12 protein-coding genes are annotated in these 15,212 nt (G+C 66.3%); 7 read left to right on the plus strand and 5 right to left on the minus strand.

Going from position 1 to position 15,212, the window contains the following annotated elements; all coding sequences use genetic code 11:
- Nucleotides 1–54: 54 nt before the first annotated feature.
- From ilvD to C0R46_RS12905, 5 genes are all read right to left on the minus strand, one after another.
- Nucleotides 55–1,884 carry a dihydroxy-acid dehydratase gene (ilvD, locus tag C0R46_RS12885; RefSeq protein WP_102960060.1) on the minus strand — a complete coding sequence of 610 codons (1,830 nt, stop codon included), beginning with the start codon at nucleotides 1,882–1,884 and terminating at the stop codon, nucleotides 55–57.
- Nucleotides 1,885–2,012: 128 nt separating this feature from the next.
- Nucleotides 2,013–3,668 carry an ABC transporter ATP-binding protein gene (locus C0R46_RS12890; RefSeq protein WP_102960061.1) on the minus strand — a complete coding sequence of 552 codons (1,656 nt, stop codon included), beginning with the start codon at nucleotides 3,666–3,668 and terminating at the stop codon, nucleotides 2,013–2,015.
- A gap of 1 nt (nucleotide 3,669) precedes the next feature.
- A complete protein-coding gene (locus C0R46_RS12895; protein ID WP_102960062.1) occupies nucleotides 3,670–4,839 on the minus strand; it encodes an ABC transporter permease in 1,170 nt (389 codons plus the stop codon).
- Nucleotides 4,832–5,755, minus strand: a complete 924-nt coding sequence (gene oppB / locus C0R46_RS12900) for an oligopeptide ABC transporter permease OppB (protein WP_102960063.1) — start codon at nucleotides 5,753–5,755, stop codon at nucleotides 4,832–4,834. The genes C0R46_RS12895 and oppB overlap by 8 nt, the downstream gene beginning before the upstream one ends.
- Nucleotides 5,756–5,813: 58 nt before the next feature.
- Nucleotides 5,814–7,409, minus strand: coding sequence for a peptide ABC transporter substrate-binding protein (locus C0R46_RS12905; protein ID WP_102960064.1), 1,596 nt, complete (start codon nucleotides 7,407–7,409; stop codon nucleotides 5,814–5,816).
- A 318-nt stretch (nucleotides 7,410–7,727) separates the two neighbouring features.
- Between C0R46_RS12905 and C0R46_RS12910 the strand changes: the two genes are divergently transcribed.
- The 7 genes from C0R46_RS12910 (at nucleotide 7,728) to C0R46_RS12940 (ending at nucleotide 15,211) form a co-directional block, all read left to right on the plus strand.
- The gene (locus C0R46_RS12910; protein WP_198598327.1) at nucleotides 7,728–8,576 is read left to right on the plus strand and encodes an IclR family transcriptional regulator; all 849 of its coding nucleotides are present in this window, start codon (nucleotides 7,728–7,730) and stop codon (nucleotides 8,574–8,576) included.
- 41 nt (nucleotides 8,577–8,617) lie between these two features.
- Nucleotides 8,618–9,781, plus strand: coding sequence for a zinc-dependent alcohol dehydrogenase (locus C0R46_RS12915; protein ID WP_102960066.1), 1,164 nt, complete (start codon nucleotides 8,618–8,620; stop codon nucleotides 9,779–9,781).
- 16 nt (nucleotides 9,782–9,797) lie between these two features.
- Nucleotides 9,798–10,715: an FAD binding domain-containing protein gene (locus C0R46_RS12920; protein WP_102960067.1), complete on the plus strand. Its 918-nt coding sequence runs from the start codon at nucleotides 9,798–9,800 to the stop codon at nucleotides 10,713–10,715.
- Nucleotides 10,708–12,600: a molybdopterin-dependent oxidoreductase gene (locus C0R46_RS21290; RefSeq protein ID WP_102960068.1), complete on the plus strand. Its 1,893-nt coding sequence runs from the start codon at nucleotides 10,708–10,710 to the stop codon at nucleotides 12,598–12,600. Before C0R46_RS12920 ends, C0R46_RS21290 begins: the two co-directional genes overlap by 8 nt.
- Nucleotides 12,600–13,625 (plus strand): xanthine dehydrogenase family protein molybdopterin-binding subunit, encoded by a 1,026-nt coding sequence (locus C0R46_RS21295; RefSeq protein WP_102960069.1) that lies wholly within the window; start codon nucleotides 12,600–12,602, stop codon nucleotides 13,623–13,625. The genes C0R46_RS21290 and C0R46_RS21295 overlap by 1 nt, the downstream gene beginning before the upstream one ends.
- A 76-nt stretch (nucleotides 13,626–13,701) precedes the next feature.
- Complete coding sequence (locus C0R46_RS12935; RefSeq protein ID WP_157944642.1) at nucleotides 13,702–14,691, plus strand: Bug family tripartite tricarboxylate transporter substrate binding protein; 990 nt, start codon at nucleotides 13,702–13,704, stop codon at nucleotides 14,689–14,691.
- Nucleotides 14,692–14,701: 10 nt separating this feature from the next.
- On the plus strand, nucleotides 14,702–15,211 hold the full coding sequence (locus tag C0R46_RS12940; RefSeq protein ID WP_102960071.1) for a tripartite tricarboxylate transporter TctB family protein: 510 nt from the start codon (nucleotides 14,702–14,704) through the stop codon (nucleotides 15,209–15,211).
- Nucleotide 15,212 lies beyond the last annotated feature (1 nt).

A 15,212-nucleotide genomic window follows, 5' to 3' on the forward strand; every position in this document is an offset into this window, starting at 1 on the left:
CGAAACAGCCGGTCAATACCGGCTGCCGCTCCGATCCTGCGTCGGTCCGATTGCTCAGACCTTGCGCACGGCGCCCTTGGCGGCGCTCGTCGCCATGGCCGCATAGGCTTTCAGCGCGGTCGAAACCTTGCGCTTGCGCGGCGCCACAGGGTGCCAGCCGGCCTCATCCTGCGCCTGCCGGCGTGCCGCCAGTTCGGCATCGTCCACCACCAGCTCTATGCGGCGGTTGGAGATATCGATGTCGATCCGGTCGCCGTCGCGCACGAGGCCGATCGTGCCGCCTTCGGCCGCTTCCGGCGAGACGTGGCCGATCGATAGGCCGGAGGACCCGCCGGAGAAGCGCCCGTCGGTGACCAGCGCGCAGGCCTTTCCGAGCCCTTTCGACTTCAGGTAGCTCGTCGGGTAAAGCATCTCCTGCATGCCCGGGCCGCCGCGCGGTCCCTCATAGCGGATAAGCACGATATCGCCCGGCGTGATGCCGCCGTTGAGGATGCCATGCACTGCCGCATCCTGGCTCTCGAAGACCTTGGCTCGACCGGTGAAGGTCAGGATCGACTCGTCGACGCCCGCCGTCTTCACGATGCAGCCATCCTCGGCGAGGTTGCCGTAGAGCACGGCAAGGCCACCATCCTTGGAATAGGCATGGTCGAGATCACGGATGACGCCGGTCTCGCGGTTGGCGTCGAGATCGTCGAAGCGCCGCTCCTGGCTGAAGGCGACCTGCGTCGGCACGCCGCCCGGCGCGGCGCGGAAGAAGTCGTGGACGCTCTGGCTGGACGTGCGCTTGACGTCCCAGCGCTCCAGCGCATCGCCGAGCGACTCGGCGTGGACCGACTTCACTGACGTGTCGATCAGGCCGGCGCGGTCGAGCTCGCCGAGGATGCCCATGATGCCGCCGGCCCGGTGAACATCCTCCATGTGGATGTTGGCGATGGCCGGCGCGACCTTGCAGAGCACCGGCACGCGCCGCGACAGGCGGTCGATGTCGGCCATGGTGAAGTCGATCTCGGCCTCGTGCGCGGCGGCGAGGAGATGCAGGACGGTGTTGGTCGAGCCACCCATGGCGATGTCGAGCGTCATGGCGTTCTCGAAGGCGGCGAAGCTCGCGATGTTGCGCGGCAGGACGCCCTCGTCGTTCTGCTCGTAGTAGCGCTGCGCGAGGTCGACGACGAGATGGCCGGCCTCGACGAAGAGGCGCTTGCGGTCCGCATGAGTCGCCAGCGTCGAGCCGTTACCGGGCAGCGACAGGCCGAGCGCTTCGGTGAGGCAGTTCATCGAATTGGCGGTGAACATGCCCGAGCATGAGCCGCAGGTCGGGCAGGCCGAGCGCTCGATCACCGCGATCTCCTCGTCGGAGACGCGCTCGTCGGCGGCCGCGACCATGGCATCGACGAGGTCCAGCTTCTTTTCCTGATCGGCCCAGACCACCTTGCCGGCTTCCATCGGGCCGCCGGACACGAAGACGGTCGGGATGTTGAGGCGCAGCGACGCCATCAGCATGCCCGGCGTGATCTTGTCGCAGTTGGAGATGCAGACCATGGCGTCGGCGCAGTGGGCATTGACCATGTATTCGACGCTGTCGGCGATCAGCTCGCGCGAGGGCAGCGAGTAGAGCATGCCGTCATGGCCCATCGCGATGCCGTCATCGACGGCGATCGTGTTGAACTCCTTGGCGACGCCGCCGGCCTTCTCGATCTCGCGTGCCACCAGCTGACCAAGATCCTTCAGGTGCACGTGGCCCGGCACGAACTGCGTGAAGGAGTTGACGACCGCGATGATCGGCTTGCCGAAGTCCGAATCCTTCATGCCGGTGGCGCGCCAGAGACCGCGCGCGCCGGCCATGTTGCGGCCATGGGTGGTCGTACGGGAGCGATAAGCTGGCATGGCGTGATCCGGAGCTGTTTGGAAGGCGTCCAATCGGGAACGCCGTTCCCATAGGACATGTCATGCCAGTGAGGCAACTTTGCGCATGATGACGCACATTTTGCCACAAGGCATTGAAGAGGCAACCATTACCGTTCGGGCGTATCGCCGCTCGCTTGCGGGCGTGCCTCCGCCGCGGTGCCAAGCGTCGTCAGGAAGGCGGCCGCGATGAGAGTGCGCGTATAGTCCTCGCGCGGCGCCTCGAAGATCTCCGCCGTGGGACCTTCCTCGACGACCCTGCCGCTCTTCATCACCAGGATATAGTCCGACAGCGCCCGCACGACGGCGAGGTCGTGGCTGATGAAGACGTAGGAGAGGCCGTGCTCGGCCTGGAGGCGACGCAGAAGCTCGACGATCTGCACCTGGATAGAGCGGTCGAGCGCCGAGGTCGGCTCGTCAAGGACGAGCACCTTCGGCCGGATGGCGACCGCGCGGGCAATGGCGATACGCTGGCGCTGGCCACCGGAGAACTCGTGGGGGTAGCGGTTGCGGGCAGCGGGATCGAGCCCGACTTCCGTGAGCGCCTCGCCGGCGCGGCGATGGCGCTCCGCCGACGTCAGCCCGGGCTCATGCACCAGCAGCCCCTCGGTGACGATGGCGCTGACAGTGAGGCGCGGCGACAGCGAGCCGTACGGGTCCTGGAAGACGAGCTGCAACTGCCGGCGCAGCGGCCGCATGCCGGAGCGCCCGAGGGCGGAGATGTCGCGGCCGTCGAGACGCACGGTGCCCTCGCTCGGCAGCAGCCGCAGGATGGCTCGGCCCAACGTCGACTTGCCGGAGCCGGACTCGCCGACGATGCCGATCGTTTCGCCGGCCTTCAGCCGAAGCGAGGCGCCGTGGACGGCGCGCATCGTTCCGGCCCCCCGGGCAAAGAAGCCGCGAGAGCGCAGCGCGAAGTCGACAGACACGTTCCGCGCCTCCAGCACGGCCGGCGCCGTGGAGGGGGGTGGGGTTTTCGTGCCGTGCGGCTCGGAGTCGATCAGCATGCGCGTATAGGCATGGCTCGGCCGGGTGAACACGGCCTCGGCGCTCCCCGTCTCGACGATCTCGCCGCGCCGCATCACCGCAACCCGGCCGGCGAAGCGGCGCACGATGCCGAGATCGTGGGTGATCAGTAGGATCGCCATGCCCAAGCGCTGCTGCAGGTCGCGCAACAGCTCCAGGATCTGCGCCTGCACGGTGACGTCAAGGGCGGTGGTCGGCTCGTCGGCGATCAGAAGATCGGGATCATTGGCGAGCGCCATGGCGATCATGACGCGCTGGCGCTGCCCGCCGGAGAGTTCATGCGGGTAGGAGTCGACCCGGCGCTCCGGCTCCGGAATGCCGACGAGCGTCAGCAGCTCGACCGCGCGGGTATGCGCCGCCCGACCACTGACGCGGCGATGGCGGCGGACCACCTCAGCGATCTGCCGCCCGACCGTGTAGAGCGGGTCGAGGGAAGTCATCGGCTCCTGGAAGATCATCGTGATCTTCGCGCCGCGAAAGCGGTTGAGGGCCGATGGCGAGAGGCCGAGCAACTCCTCGCCGCGATAACGCGCCGAGCCGCTGGCGCGGCCGTTGCCGGCAAGAAGGCCCATAACGGCCATCATGGTCTGGCTCTTGCCGGAGCCGGATTCGCCGACGAGCGCCAGCGTCTCGCCGGCTTCAACGTCGAGGTCGATTCCCTTCACCGCCTCCAGCGGCCCGTCCTCTGTATCGAAGACGACGCGGAGGTCGCGGATCGACAGGATGGCGTCGGCGGCCATCTTAGCGGTCCCTCGGATCGAGCGCGTCGCGCAGACCATCGCCGAGGAAGTTCAGCGAGAACAGGGTCGCGACGAAGAAGAGCGACGGGAAGATCAGCATCCAGGGCGCCGCCTGCATCGTCGTCGTGCCGTCGGAGATCAGTGCGCCCCAGCTCGTCAGCGGCGCCTGCACGCCGAGGCCGAGGAAGGACAGGAAGCTTTCGAGGAGCATCACCTTCGGCACCACGATGGTGACGAAGACGACGACGGGGCCGATCGTGTTGGGGATGATGTGTCTGCGGATGATCTGCCAGTCGGACAGGCCCATGGCGACGGCCGCCTCGACGAATTCGCGCCGCTTCAGCGACAGCGTCTGGCCGCGCACGATGCGCGCCATGTCCAGCCACTCCGTCGCGCCGATGACGAGGAAGATCAGGACGAAGCTGCGGCCGAAGAAGACCACCAGCATGATCACCATGAAGACGAAGGGGAGGGAGTAGAGGATCTCGACGAAGCGCATCATCACGTCGTCCACCCGCCCGCCGAGATAGCCCGAGATCGCGCCGTAGGTAACGCCGATGACAAGGCTGACGAGGCTCGCAAGCACGCCGACGAGGAGCGAGATCTGGCCGCCGATCATGACGCGGACGAGGAGGTCGCGGCCGCTGGAATCGGTACCGAAGGGGAAGTACTCGCGTGCCACCGTGCCGGCGATGCGCAGGCGGCGGCCGTCCTCTTCCGTGGCCGTCACGGTCGTTCCCTCGAACTCGTCGGTGCGGTCGATGTAGCGGGTCGCGCGGGGATCGATCGTCTTCTCGGAATTCAGCGTCGCGGTGAAGCTGCCGCCGGAGACGGTGAAGTCGCCGACGGTGACGCGGCCGCGCCGGGCCGCCGTCTCGATGACGTCCTGCAAGTGCTCGTCGCTCGGCCGCGGCTCAAGGCTCGGCGGCACCGCGACATAGGAGGTGAAGATCTGATCGTAGCGGTGGCCGACGAGATGCGGCCCGGCAAAGGAGAAGAGCGTCACCAGAAGGAGAACGAAGAGCCCGGCCATGGCGGCACGGTTGCGGACGAGCCGCCGCAGGGCCAGGCGGAAGAGGCTGCGGCCGCGCTCGCCCTCCGCCGGGGCGGGCAGGTCACCCGGCAGCGGTCCCGGGTCCGGCGCTGGCGCCGGCGAGGTGAAGTCAGTCATGCCGGATCCTCGGATCGAGCTGGGCGTAGAGGATGTCGACGACGAGGTTGAGGACGACGATGAAGACGGCGATCAGCACCACCGTGCCCATCACCAGCGTGTAGTCGCGGTTCAGCGCCCCTTGCACGAAGTAACGTCCGACGCCGGGGATGCCGAAGATCTCCTCGATCACCACCGAGCCGGTGAGGAGCGCCGCGGCGCAGGGCGCGAGGTAAGAAACGATCGGCAGCAGCGCCCCGCGCATGGCGTGGGTGACGACGACGGCTCGCCGCGACAGGCCGTAGGCCCGCGCGGTGCGGATATGGTCGGCCCGCAACGCCTCGATCATCGAGCCGCGCGTCAGGCGGGCAAAGACGGCGAGCTGCGGCAGCGCCAGGGCGATGGTCGGTAGCAGCAGGAAACGGGCGGAGCCGTCGCCCCAGCCGCCGGCCGGCAGCCAGGACAGGAGCACGGCAAAGACCAGCGACAGCACCGGCCCGACGACGAAATTCGGCACCGTGACGCCGACTGTTGCGACGCTCATCACGAGATAATCGACGATGCCGTTCTGGCGGAGCGCCGCCACGACGCCGGCGGCGACGCCACCGAGAACGGCGAGGATCAGCGCATAGGTGCCGAGCTGCAGCGAATAGGGCAGGCTTTGCATCATCAGCTGGCCGACGGAGAAGTCGCGATAGATGTAACTGGGGCCGAAATCGCCGTGCGCGACGTTCCAGAGATAGTCGAGATACTGGCGCCACAGCGGCAGGTCGAGCCGATAGGCACGGATCATGTTTTCCATGATCTGCGGCGGCAGCGGACGTTCGAGGCTGAACGGTCCGCCGGGCGCAAAGCGGATCAGGAAGAAGGAGATGGTGACGACGGCGAACAGCGTCGGCAATGCGCTGGCGAGGCGGCGGAGAACAAAGCGTAGCAGGGTTTCAGACCTTTCGACGGCGCCGCCCCGGCCAGGTGGCCGGAGCGGGGCGACCCGCCTATTCCTTGCTGAGGAACTTCGAGAGGTGGTCGTTGACCGCGTTGTCCTGCCAGCCCTTCACCTTGCTCGAGACGAGCCAGGGCGAGGCATAGATCATCAGGCTGGTAACCGGCTCCTCCGCAAGCAGAATCTTCTCGGCTTCGTGCAGAAGCGCCGCGCGCTTGGCCTGGTCGGTCTCGGCATAGGACTGCGCCATCAGCGCGTCGTACTTCTCGTTCTTCCAGTGCGCGTAGTTGAAGGTCTTGTTGGTCGAGATGTTGAGGCCGAGGAAGCTCTCCGCATCGGCGTAGTCGGCCGTCCAGCCGCAGCGCGCGGCACCGTAAGCGCCGCCTTCCTGCAGGTAGGCGTAATGCGACTTCACGTCGAGATTGGTCAGGGTGACGGTGGCGCCGAGCGCTTTCCAGTTATCGGCGACCGCGGTGGCGACCTTCTCGTGATTGGCGTTCGTGTTGTAGCGGATGTCGATCTTCAGCGGCTTGCCGCCCTCGCCATAGCCGGCCTCCTTCAGGAGACGCTTGGCCTCGTCCTCCCGGTCGAGCTGGTCCGTCTCGGCGTAGGAGACCTTCTCCGGCTCGCCGTAGCTCGCGATGCCCGGCGGCACGGCGCTGTAGAGCGGCAGCTGGCCACCCTGGAACACCTCCTCGGACAGGAAGTCGCGATCGATCGCCATCGCCAGCGCCTTGCGCACGCGCACGTCGTTGAACGGCTCGGTGCGCGTATCGAAGGTGTAGTAGTAGCTTGCCAGCGATGGGGTCATGTGCACCTGGTCGCCCAGCTGCTGGCGCAGATAGTCGGTCTGGTCGGTCGGGAAGTAGTAGTTCACGTCGAGCTCGCCCGCCTGGAAGCGGCGCACCGCGGCGGCCTGATCTTCCAGCGGATAGAAGATCACCTTGTCCAACTTCACACTGGCGGCGTCCCAGTAGTTCTCGTTCTTGACGGCGGTGATGTGGTCGTTGGCGACATTCTCGGTCAGCTTGAAGGCGCCGTTCGAGATCATCGTGCCCGGCTTGACGAAGTCTGCACCGTTCTTCTCGACGCTCGCCTTGTTGACCGGCAAGGCGGACTGGTGCGCCAGAAGCTCCAACAGATACGGCGTCGGGCGCTCCAGCGTCAGCTCAAGCGTCTTGGCGTCGACCGCCTTCGCGCCCAGCTGGTCGATGGCCATGCCTTTGGTGTTGATCGCCTCGGCGTTCTTCAGGGGGTAGAGGAGGTTCGCATAGCCGGCAGCCTCCTTCGGGTCCTCGACGCGCCGGAAGGAGAAGACGAAGTCCTCCGCCGTGACGGGCTCGCCGTTCGACCACTTGGCGGCATCGCGGATCTTGAAGGTGTAGACGGTGCCATCGTCCGAAACGGTCCAGCTTTCGGCAGCACCCGGGATGATCTTGCCGGCGGCGTCGTAGATCGTCAGGCCCTCATAGAGGTCCTTCAGGACATTGGCTTCGACGTCGATCGACGTATGGGCCTGGTCGAGCGTCTGCGGTTCGCCGCCATTGCCACGATGGAGCACCACCTCGGCACCGGCGGACCCGGCCGAAAGGAGGAGCGCGGCTGACAGCAGTGCTGCTGAAACGAGGCGACGGGGCGGATGCGTCATGGTCGAAATTCCCTGGCGAAGACCGATCAAGGGATTATGGACCGTCCTTGCTGCACTGCAAGCGCCGACTTTCACACCCCTTCGGTAGCAGATGGTCGCATTCCTTGAATTGCCTTCAGCCCTGCGCAGTTCAGGCGCCGCACGGCGTCGGCTTTGCGAAGCGAGCGACGGCGCTCCGATATCAGCGGGTTGCAAGTTCCGCAGCTGATGACACTTTATTCTCACATCGTGAAACGGCGTTCGATCATATCAATTCTAGTTTGACATCATTCCAAGCCGCTCGCTAATCTTCAGATGTTCTCTGGGAGGAGACGGCACTTGTCGAAAAAGCAAGACGCTGGCGCGGTCATTCGCGGCGAAAACACAATAGACGATCAGAATTCCGTAGAGTTCGTCGGCCGCGACAGCCGGCTGATCCAGTCCGTCGACCGTGCGCTCAGCCTGCTGGAGATCCTGTCCTTGCGGGACAAGCCGGTTCTCCTGAACGAACTTGCTGCGGCGGCCGGCCTGAATACATCGACGTGCCACCACCTGGTCTCGACGCTGGTCGCCCGCGGCTACGTCATCCATGCCGGGCGCCGGGGCTACATGATGAGCGGCAAGGTCGGGGAGCTTGCCGAGCGCGCTGGTCGCGCCTTCGATCTCGTCGACTTCGTACGCGGCGATCTCGAGGCGCTCAACACCTCGCTGCGCGAGAGCGTGCAACTGGCGGTCCTGCGGGGATCGTCGCTGATCACGCAGCTGCGCTTCGCCTCGCTGATGCCGACGCATGTCGAGGCGGACGAGATCAAGAAGATGCGGGCGGCCCACGCCACCGCAACCGGCAAGGCGATCCTCGCCTGGCTGCCGGAAACGGAGATGGCGCGTGTCGTCTCGGAGAACGGCCTGGCGGCCTTCACCGAGAAGACGATCACGACGCTGTCGAGCCTCATGGAGGATCTGCGCCTCGTCCGCCGCCGCGGCTACGCCGTCGACGAGGAGGAACTGGAGAATGAGGTGATCTGCATCGGCGCGGCGCTGCGCGACGGTACCGGTGCGGTGATCGCCTCGATCAGCGTTTCGGTGCCGAAAAGCCGGGCGAGCGTCGAATACCGGCAGCATGTCGCCCGTGCGGTCACCGGCTGCGCCCGAACGCTGTCCTACCGCCTGCGTGTCGGCCGCTCCTGAGCCGCCCGCTGCCAACAACGATAACGTCGAGGAAACATCCGATGGCCATGCCCGAAAGCGTCAAGACCGATCCGCAGTACCCGATCCCCGACACGATGAAGGCCTGGGTGCTCGGCGATCCAGGTGAGCTGACGCTGATCGACAAGCCGGTGCCGGTGCCGAAGAAGGCCGAGGTGCTGGTGCGCATCGACGCCGTGGCGATCTGCGCGACGGATCTCGAGATCATCAAGCATGGCCCACCGGCGCAGATTCATGGCGGCCTGCCGTTCAACAAGAACTTCACGCCGGGCCACGAATATATGGGCACCGTCGTCGCGCTCGGGCAGGGCGTCGACGAGTACAAGATCGGCGAGCGCGTCACCGTCGAGATTCACGCCGGCTGCGGCCAGTGCAAGCGCTGCCGGCAGGGCATGTATACGTCCTGCCACAACTACGGGAAGAACTACGGCGACGTCGACAAGGGCCACCGGGCCAACGGCTTCACCACCGATGGCGGCTTCTGCGAATACCAGGTCAATAACATCAACACGCTGGTCCATGTCGCCGATTCCATGAGCGATGAGGAGGCGACGCTGGTGGTGACCGCCGGTACCGCCATGTACGGCCTCACCGAGCTCGGCGGGCTCGTTGCCGGCGAGAGCGTCGTCGTCAGCGGCCCGGGGCCGATCGGCCTTCTCGGTGTCGCGGTCGCCAAGGCGCTTGGTGCCCAGCCGGTGATCCTCACTGGTACGCGTGACAACCGCCTGGAGATGGGCCGGCGGCTCGGTGCCGACCACGTCATCAACGTGCGCAACGCCGATCCGGTGGAGACCGTTCGCGAGATCACCGGTGGCAAGGGCGTCGACTACGTGGTCGAATGCTCCGGCGCGCCGAACGCCGTCAACGAGGCGGCCAAGATGCTGAACCGGGGCGGGCGCATCTGCCTTGCGGCCTTCCCGGGCGAGCAGGTGCCGATCGACGTCGCCTATCTCGTGCGCAACAACATCTATGTCTACGGCATCCGCGGCGAGGGCAAGTCGGCGACGCACCGCGCCGAGGCCTTCATGCGCCAGAAGCGCTTCGACGCCACGATGATCCACACCCACACCTTCCAGATGGAGGATCTGCCCGAAGCGCTGCGCTATGCGCGCGACCGCGTCGAGGATGCCATCAAGGTGGTGGTGCGCAACCGGCCTGCGCAGGCGCAGGCGCTGGCCGCCGAGTAAGGGCGGAGCGGTCACCATGCTGAGCTACGGCACCTATCTCCTGCCAGGCACGCTCAAGGAGGCCCTCGAGGCGGTGGCGACGCTGCCGCCGGGCGGCCGCGTGCTCGCCGGCGCGACCGACATCGTGCCCTATGCGCGGGAAGGGCGGGGCGGCGACGTCCATCTTCCGGTCGTGGTGGATCTCAGCCGGGTCGCCGAGTTCAAGGGTCACCAGGTTGGACCGGGCACGGTGCGGCTCAATGCCAGCCTCGTCTTCCAGGACTTCCTGGAGGATGCGACGCTGCGCGAGCATCTTCCCTGCATGCCGCATTGCGCGATCTGGTTCGCCGATGATCAGGTCCGCGAGCAGGCGACGCTTGCCGGCAACATCGCCAATGCCTCGCCGGCCGCCGACGGCGTGCCGCCGCTGCTCGCAATGAACGGCATGGTCGAACTGGCCCGGTTGGAGGGTAGGGAGGTCGCACGGCGCAGCCTGCGGCTCGACGATTTCATCCAGGGGCCGGGCAAGTCGGCCCTGGCGCCGGGCGAGCTGATCACCGCCGTGACGGTGGAATCGATGCGCGGCTATGGCGGCTCGTTCCAGAAGGTCGGGCAGCGCCGGTCGCTGGTGATCTCCAAGGTGTCGGCCGCGGCGCTGGTGAAGACCGACCCGAGCGGCACGCGCTTTGAGGACGTGCGGCTCGCGATCGGCGGCGTCGGCCCGGTGCCGGTGCGTCTCACCGATATCGAGGCGATGCTGAACGGGCAGCCAATCACGCGGCGGCTCGTCGCCGAGGCCGGCGCAATCCCGGCGGACCGCGTCGCCTCTCGCTCCATGGTGGAATACCGCAAGCGCGTCGTCTCGGGCTTCGTGGCGGCGGCGATCGAGGATGCACTCGTCGCCTGCGGCGCGCCGATGCCGACCGATGCCGACAGGGAGGAAGCCCATGTCTGACAACGTGTCTGACCGCAAGCTCAGCATGACCGTCAACGGCCGCAAGATTTCCCGGCCTATGGACGGCAATTACCGGCTCCTCGACTTCCTGCGCGAGGAGCTGCATCTGACCGGCGCCAAGGAAGGCTGCGGTGCCGGCGAATGCGGCACCTGCTCGGTCTTCGTCGACGGCAAGCTGGTGAAGTCCTGCCTGATGCCGACCGCCAAGGCGGAGGGCGCCGAGATCCAGACTGTCGAGGGGCTGGCCCCGCGCGGCGAACTGACCGTGCTGCAGCGGGCCTTCCACAAGACCGGCGCGAGCCAGTGCGGCTACTGCATTCCCGGCATGGTGATGGCGGCAACCTCAGCCCTGCGCGCCAACCCCTTCGCCGATATCGAGGAGATCAAGGAGCGGCTCGGCGGCAATATCTGCCGCTGCACCGGCTACACCAAGATTTTCGAGGCGGTCGAGCTTGCCCGCGATATCCTGAACGGCCAGATCCCGGCGACGGCGCTCGATGCCGAGAGTGCCGGCAACAGCTTCATCGGCAACAATGTCCGGCGTCTCGACGCGCCATCCAAGGTCTCCGGCCAACTCAAATATGCCGGCGACATGATCATGCCGGACATGGTTCACATGCAGGTGCTGCGCAGCCCGCATGCGCATGCCCGCATTGTGTCCATCGACACCTCGCGAGCCGAGGCACTGGAGGGGGTCGCCTGCGTCGTCACCGCCGCGGACGTGCCCGGCATCGACGGTTTCGGCGTCTTCGTCCACGACCAGCCGGTGATGGCGCGCGAGAAGGTGCGCTATGTCGGCGAGGCCGTCGCGGCCGTCGCGGCCGAAACGGTGGAGATCGCCCGCCAGGCACTGTCGCTGATCGACGTCGCCTACGAGCCGCTGCCGGGCCTGTTTGATGCGGAAAAGGCGCTGGAGCCGGGCGCGCCAGTAATCCACGACTATGCGCCGGACAACATCGTCAAGCACATCCCGGTGCGCAAAGGCGATGTCGCCAAGGGCTTTGCCGAAGCCGACCTCATCGTCGAGAACACCTACACCACCCAGCAGGTCGAGCACGCCTATCTCGAGCCGGAAGCTGGGCTCGCCTATGTCGACCACGACGGGGTCGTGACGGTGATCTCACCGAGCCAGAACATCACGCATCACAGGCACATGCTGGCGGAGATCATCGCCAAGCCGATCAACAAGGTGCGCTTCATCATGAGCCCCGTCGGCGGCGGCTTCGGCGGCAAGGAGGACATGATCTACCAGGGCATGCTGGCGCTCGCTGCGATGAAGAGCGGGCGGCCGGTGCGGCTGATCTATTCGCGCGAGGAGTCGATCGCGACCACGGCCAAGCGGCATCCTTCCATCGTCACCTACAAGATGGGCCTGACCAAGGATGGCCGGATCACCGCGGTCACGTTCCGGATGCTCGCCGACGGCGGCGCCTACGGCATGTCGACGGAGGGGGTGATGCGCAAGGCCGCCATCCTGTCGCTTGGACCCTACGACATCGAGAACTGCACGATCGACACGATCGGCGTCTACACCAACAACACGCCGTCGGGCGCCTTCCGCACCTTTGGCGGCATGCAGGCGCAGTTCGCCACTGAAAGCCATCTCGACATCTGCGCCGAGAAGCTCGGGCTCGACCCGTTCGAGATCCGCCGGCGCAACATGATGGTGCCGGGTTCGCTGACGCACACCCGGCAGCGGCTCGAGAACGTCTCGATCGGGCAGGTGCTCGACGTTGCCGAGAGCTTCTCGCGCTGGGAGCGCGGCGCGCCGACCAGCCGCGGCGCGACCCGCAACGATCTCGGCGGACCCGACGTGCGCGATGCCTGCACGCTCGGCGCCCGCTTCCGCGAGATCGTCGAGAACAAGTCGAAGGAGGTGGCGTGATGGGCCGGCTGGCAAGAGGGCGCGGCGTCGCCGCTTCCTGGTACGGCATCGCCCGCACCGCAACGATCGACCGGGCCGGCGCCTGGGCCGAACTCGATGACGGCGGCACGGCGAAGATCGTCACCGGCGTTACCGAGATCGGCGAGGGTATCCTGACCGTCCTGGCGCAGATCGCCGCCGAAGAACTCGGCGTCCGACCTGAGGACGTCACCATCGGCGACAACGACACGGCACGCTCGCCCGAAGCGGCGCATGCCGGGGCGACGCGCCAGACCTACATGATCGGCAATAGCGTCGCGATCGCCTGCCGCGATGCCCGCGTGAAGCTCGACGGCGAGATCGCCAGCCACTGGGGTGTTGAGGCGTCCAGCCTCAAGGCCTTCAACGGCGAGATCTGGGCCGAGGGCACCAACAAGCGCATGCCGATGGAGGAGGCCGTGGCTATCTGCAAGCGGCGCGGCGTCGTGCCTGTCGGCTCCGGCTCCTTTACCGCCCACGGCACCGGCCTAGACCCGGTCGACGGCTCGGGCGCGCCGTGGCAGGCCTATGTGTTTGGCTGCCAGGTCGCCGAGGTCGAGGTCGATACTCTGACCGGCGAGGTGCAGGTGCTCGGCATGTGGGCCGTGCACGACGTCGGCCGCGCCATCAATCCGCGCGGCGTCGAGGGCCAGATCGAGGGCGGCATCGTCCAGGGCCTCGGCCAGGCGCTGATGGAAGACTATCAGCTGAAGGAGGGTCACACCTCCACACACGGCTTTGCCAAATACATCCTGCCGACGGCGCTCGACATTCCGCAGATCAACACGCGGCTGGTCGAGGATCCCGATCCCCGCAGCCCGCTTGGCGCCAAGGGTATTGGCGAGCCGGCGCTGGTGCCGACCGCGCCTGCCATCATGAACGCGATCTACGACGCCGTCGGCGTGCGCATCACCTCGCTGCCGGCAACGCCCGAGAAGGTTCTCGCGGCGCTCGCAGCCAAGACAGCGGCCGAGCGCGCCGCCGAACCGGCCCTGGCGGCCGAATAGCGCTCCGTCGGCGGTGCTGCGTTGGGAGGCGCAGCCCGTCGATTGATGGACAGAGAAGGACGAGACGAAGCTCGACGTGGACGCACGTCAATTGGGGAGGAAAACAATGCGTGTCGCTTCCATCAAGACAGTCATGCTTGCTGCTTCCGCGCTCGCGGTGAGCGGCCATACGCCGGCTCGGGCCGAGTTCCCGGAAAAGCCGATTGAAATGACCGTACTGTTCGGCGGCAGCGCCCAGACGATCGGGCAGGTTCTTGCCGACCAGATGTCGAAGCAGCTCGGCTCGCCGGTGGTAGCGGTCAGCCGTCCCGGCGGCGGCGGCGCGATCGGCTACAGCTACGTCAAGGATACGGCGCCGGACGGCTACAACATCGTCTGGAATTCGAATTCGATCTCCACCGTCCATTATCAGGGCAATCTGCCTTTCGGCTACGATGCCTTCCAGCCGATCGCGCGCATCGGCATGGAAGTTCCGGTGGTTGCGGTCCGCTCGCAGTCGGGGTGGGACTCGCTGCAGGACATGGTGGAAAAGGTGAAGGCCACCGGCCGGCCTCTGAAGGTCGGCATCTCCGGGCTCGGTTCCTTTACCCACCTGACGGCGGCCGCCCTGTTCGACAAGCTCGGGATGAAGGTGGTCTATATCCCCTACGGCGAGGGTCGTGCACCGGCGGAGTTGCTGGCCGGACGCATCGACGTCGCCGCACAGTGGCCGAGCCAGTTTGTGCCGCACGTCCAGAGCGGAGCGCTGAAGGTGCTCTGTCAAACGGGTGCGAAGAAGACCGCGGGTCCTATCGACACGCCGACCTGCGCCGAGGCCGGGGCTGAAGGGCTTGACGTAACCATGTGGCGCGGCCTTGCCGCTCCCGCCAACACGCCGCCGGAGGTGATCGCCAAGCTCGAGGCCGCTGCAAAAGCCGCAACGGACTCCGAGGAGTTCAAGAAAGCCGCCCACAATCTCGGTTTCACGCCTGCCTTTCTTCCGGCATCGGAGTTCGGTCAGCAGATTGAGTCCGACGACAGCACCATCGCGTCGCTCATGGATCAGCTCGGTCTGAAAAACCAATGAGGGCAGATCGATGACTACGCCCGCACTTCGCGATCGGTGGACCGGCCTGGTGATACTGCTGGTGGCGATCGCATGGATCATCGGCAGCGAGTATGTCATTCCGAGCGGCTATTCGGGGTCAGCCTTCGGGCCTAGAACCTTCCCGACGGGGCTTGGCATCCTACTGGCCATTCTCGCGGTGGTCCTGATTGCGGGCACATTTCGCCGGCGAGACACGCTGCCGCCGCCGGCACCGAGCGATGCCGTCGACGAACCTGCAAAGGTCTCGACACGCGACGAGATGTGGGGAGCAGCGGCGACCTTCGGCTTCCTCATCATCTATTTCGTGGCGATGCAGGTACTCGGCTTCATGCTGGCGACGGTGTTGCTTGTAGCCACCTTCAACTACTTCGTTCTCGGCAGCCGCTCTCTGGTCACGACCGGAGCAGTCGCTCTCGGGCTCGGCGTTGGGGTCTGGTACCTGATGGGCCACCTTCTGGGCGTCTATCTGCCGACTGGCATGCTGGGTCTGGGGGTGTAAA

The organism is Mangrovicella endophytica (assembly GCF_002893625.1).
GTDB classification, from domain to species: Bacteria; Pseudomonadota; Alphaproteobacteria; order Rhizobiales; family Rhizobiaceae; genus Mangrovicella; species Mangrovicella endophytica.

What these genes read in the sequence shown, in the direction of transcription:
- C0R46_RS12905 (WP_102960064.1), bottom strand. Translation starts at nt 7,409, where the DNA reads ATGACGCATCCGCCCCGTCGCCTCGTTTCAGCAGCACTGCTGTCAGCC.
- C0R46_RS21290 (WP_102960068.1), top strand. Translation starts at nt 10,708, where the DNA reads ATGTCTGACAACGTGTCTGACCGCAAGCTCAGCATGACCGTCAACGGC.
- C0R46_RS12895 (WP_102960062.1), bottom strand. Translation starts at nt 4,839, where the DNA reads ATGACTGACTTCACCTCGCCGGCGCCAGCGCCGGACCCGGGACCGCTG.
- C0R46_RS12940 (WP_102960071.1), top strand. Translation starts at nt 14,702, where the DNA reads ATGACTACGCCCGCACTTCGCGATCGGTGGACCGGCCTGGTGATACTG.
- C0R46_RS21295 (WP_102960069.1), top strand. Translation starts at nt 12,600, where the DNA reads ATGGGCCGGCTGGCAAGAGGGCGCGGCGTCGCCGCTTCCTGGTACGGC.
- C0R46_RS12915 (WP_102960066.1), top strand. Translation starts at nt 8,618, where the DNA reads ATGGCCATGCCCGAAAGCGTCAAGACCGATCCGCAGTACCCGATCCCC.
- C0R46_RS12920 (WP_102960067.1), top strand. Translation starts at nt 9,798, where the DNA reads ATGCTGAGCTACGGCACCTATCTCCTGCCAGGCACGCTCAAGGAGGCC.
- ilvD (WP_102960060.1), bottom strand. Translation starts at nt 1,884, where the DNA reads ATGCCAGCTTATCGCTCCCGTACGACCACCCATGGCCGCAACATGGCC.
- C0R46_RS12890 (WP_102960061.1), bottom strand. Translation starts at nt 3,668, where the DNA reads ATGGCCGCCGACGCCATCCTGTCGATCCGCGACCTCCGCGTCGTCTTC.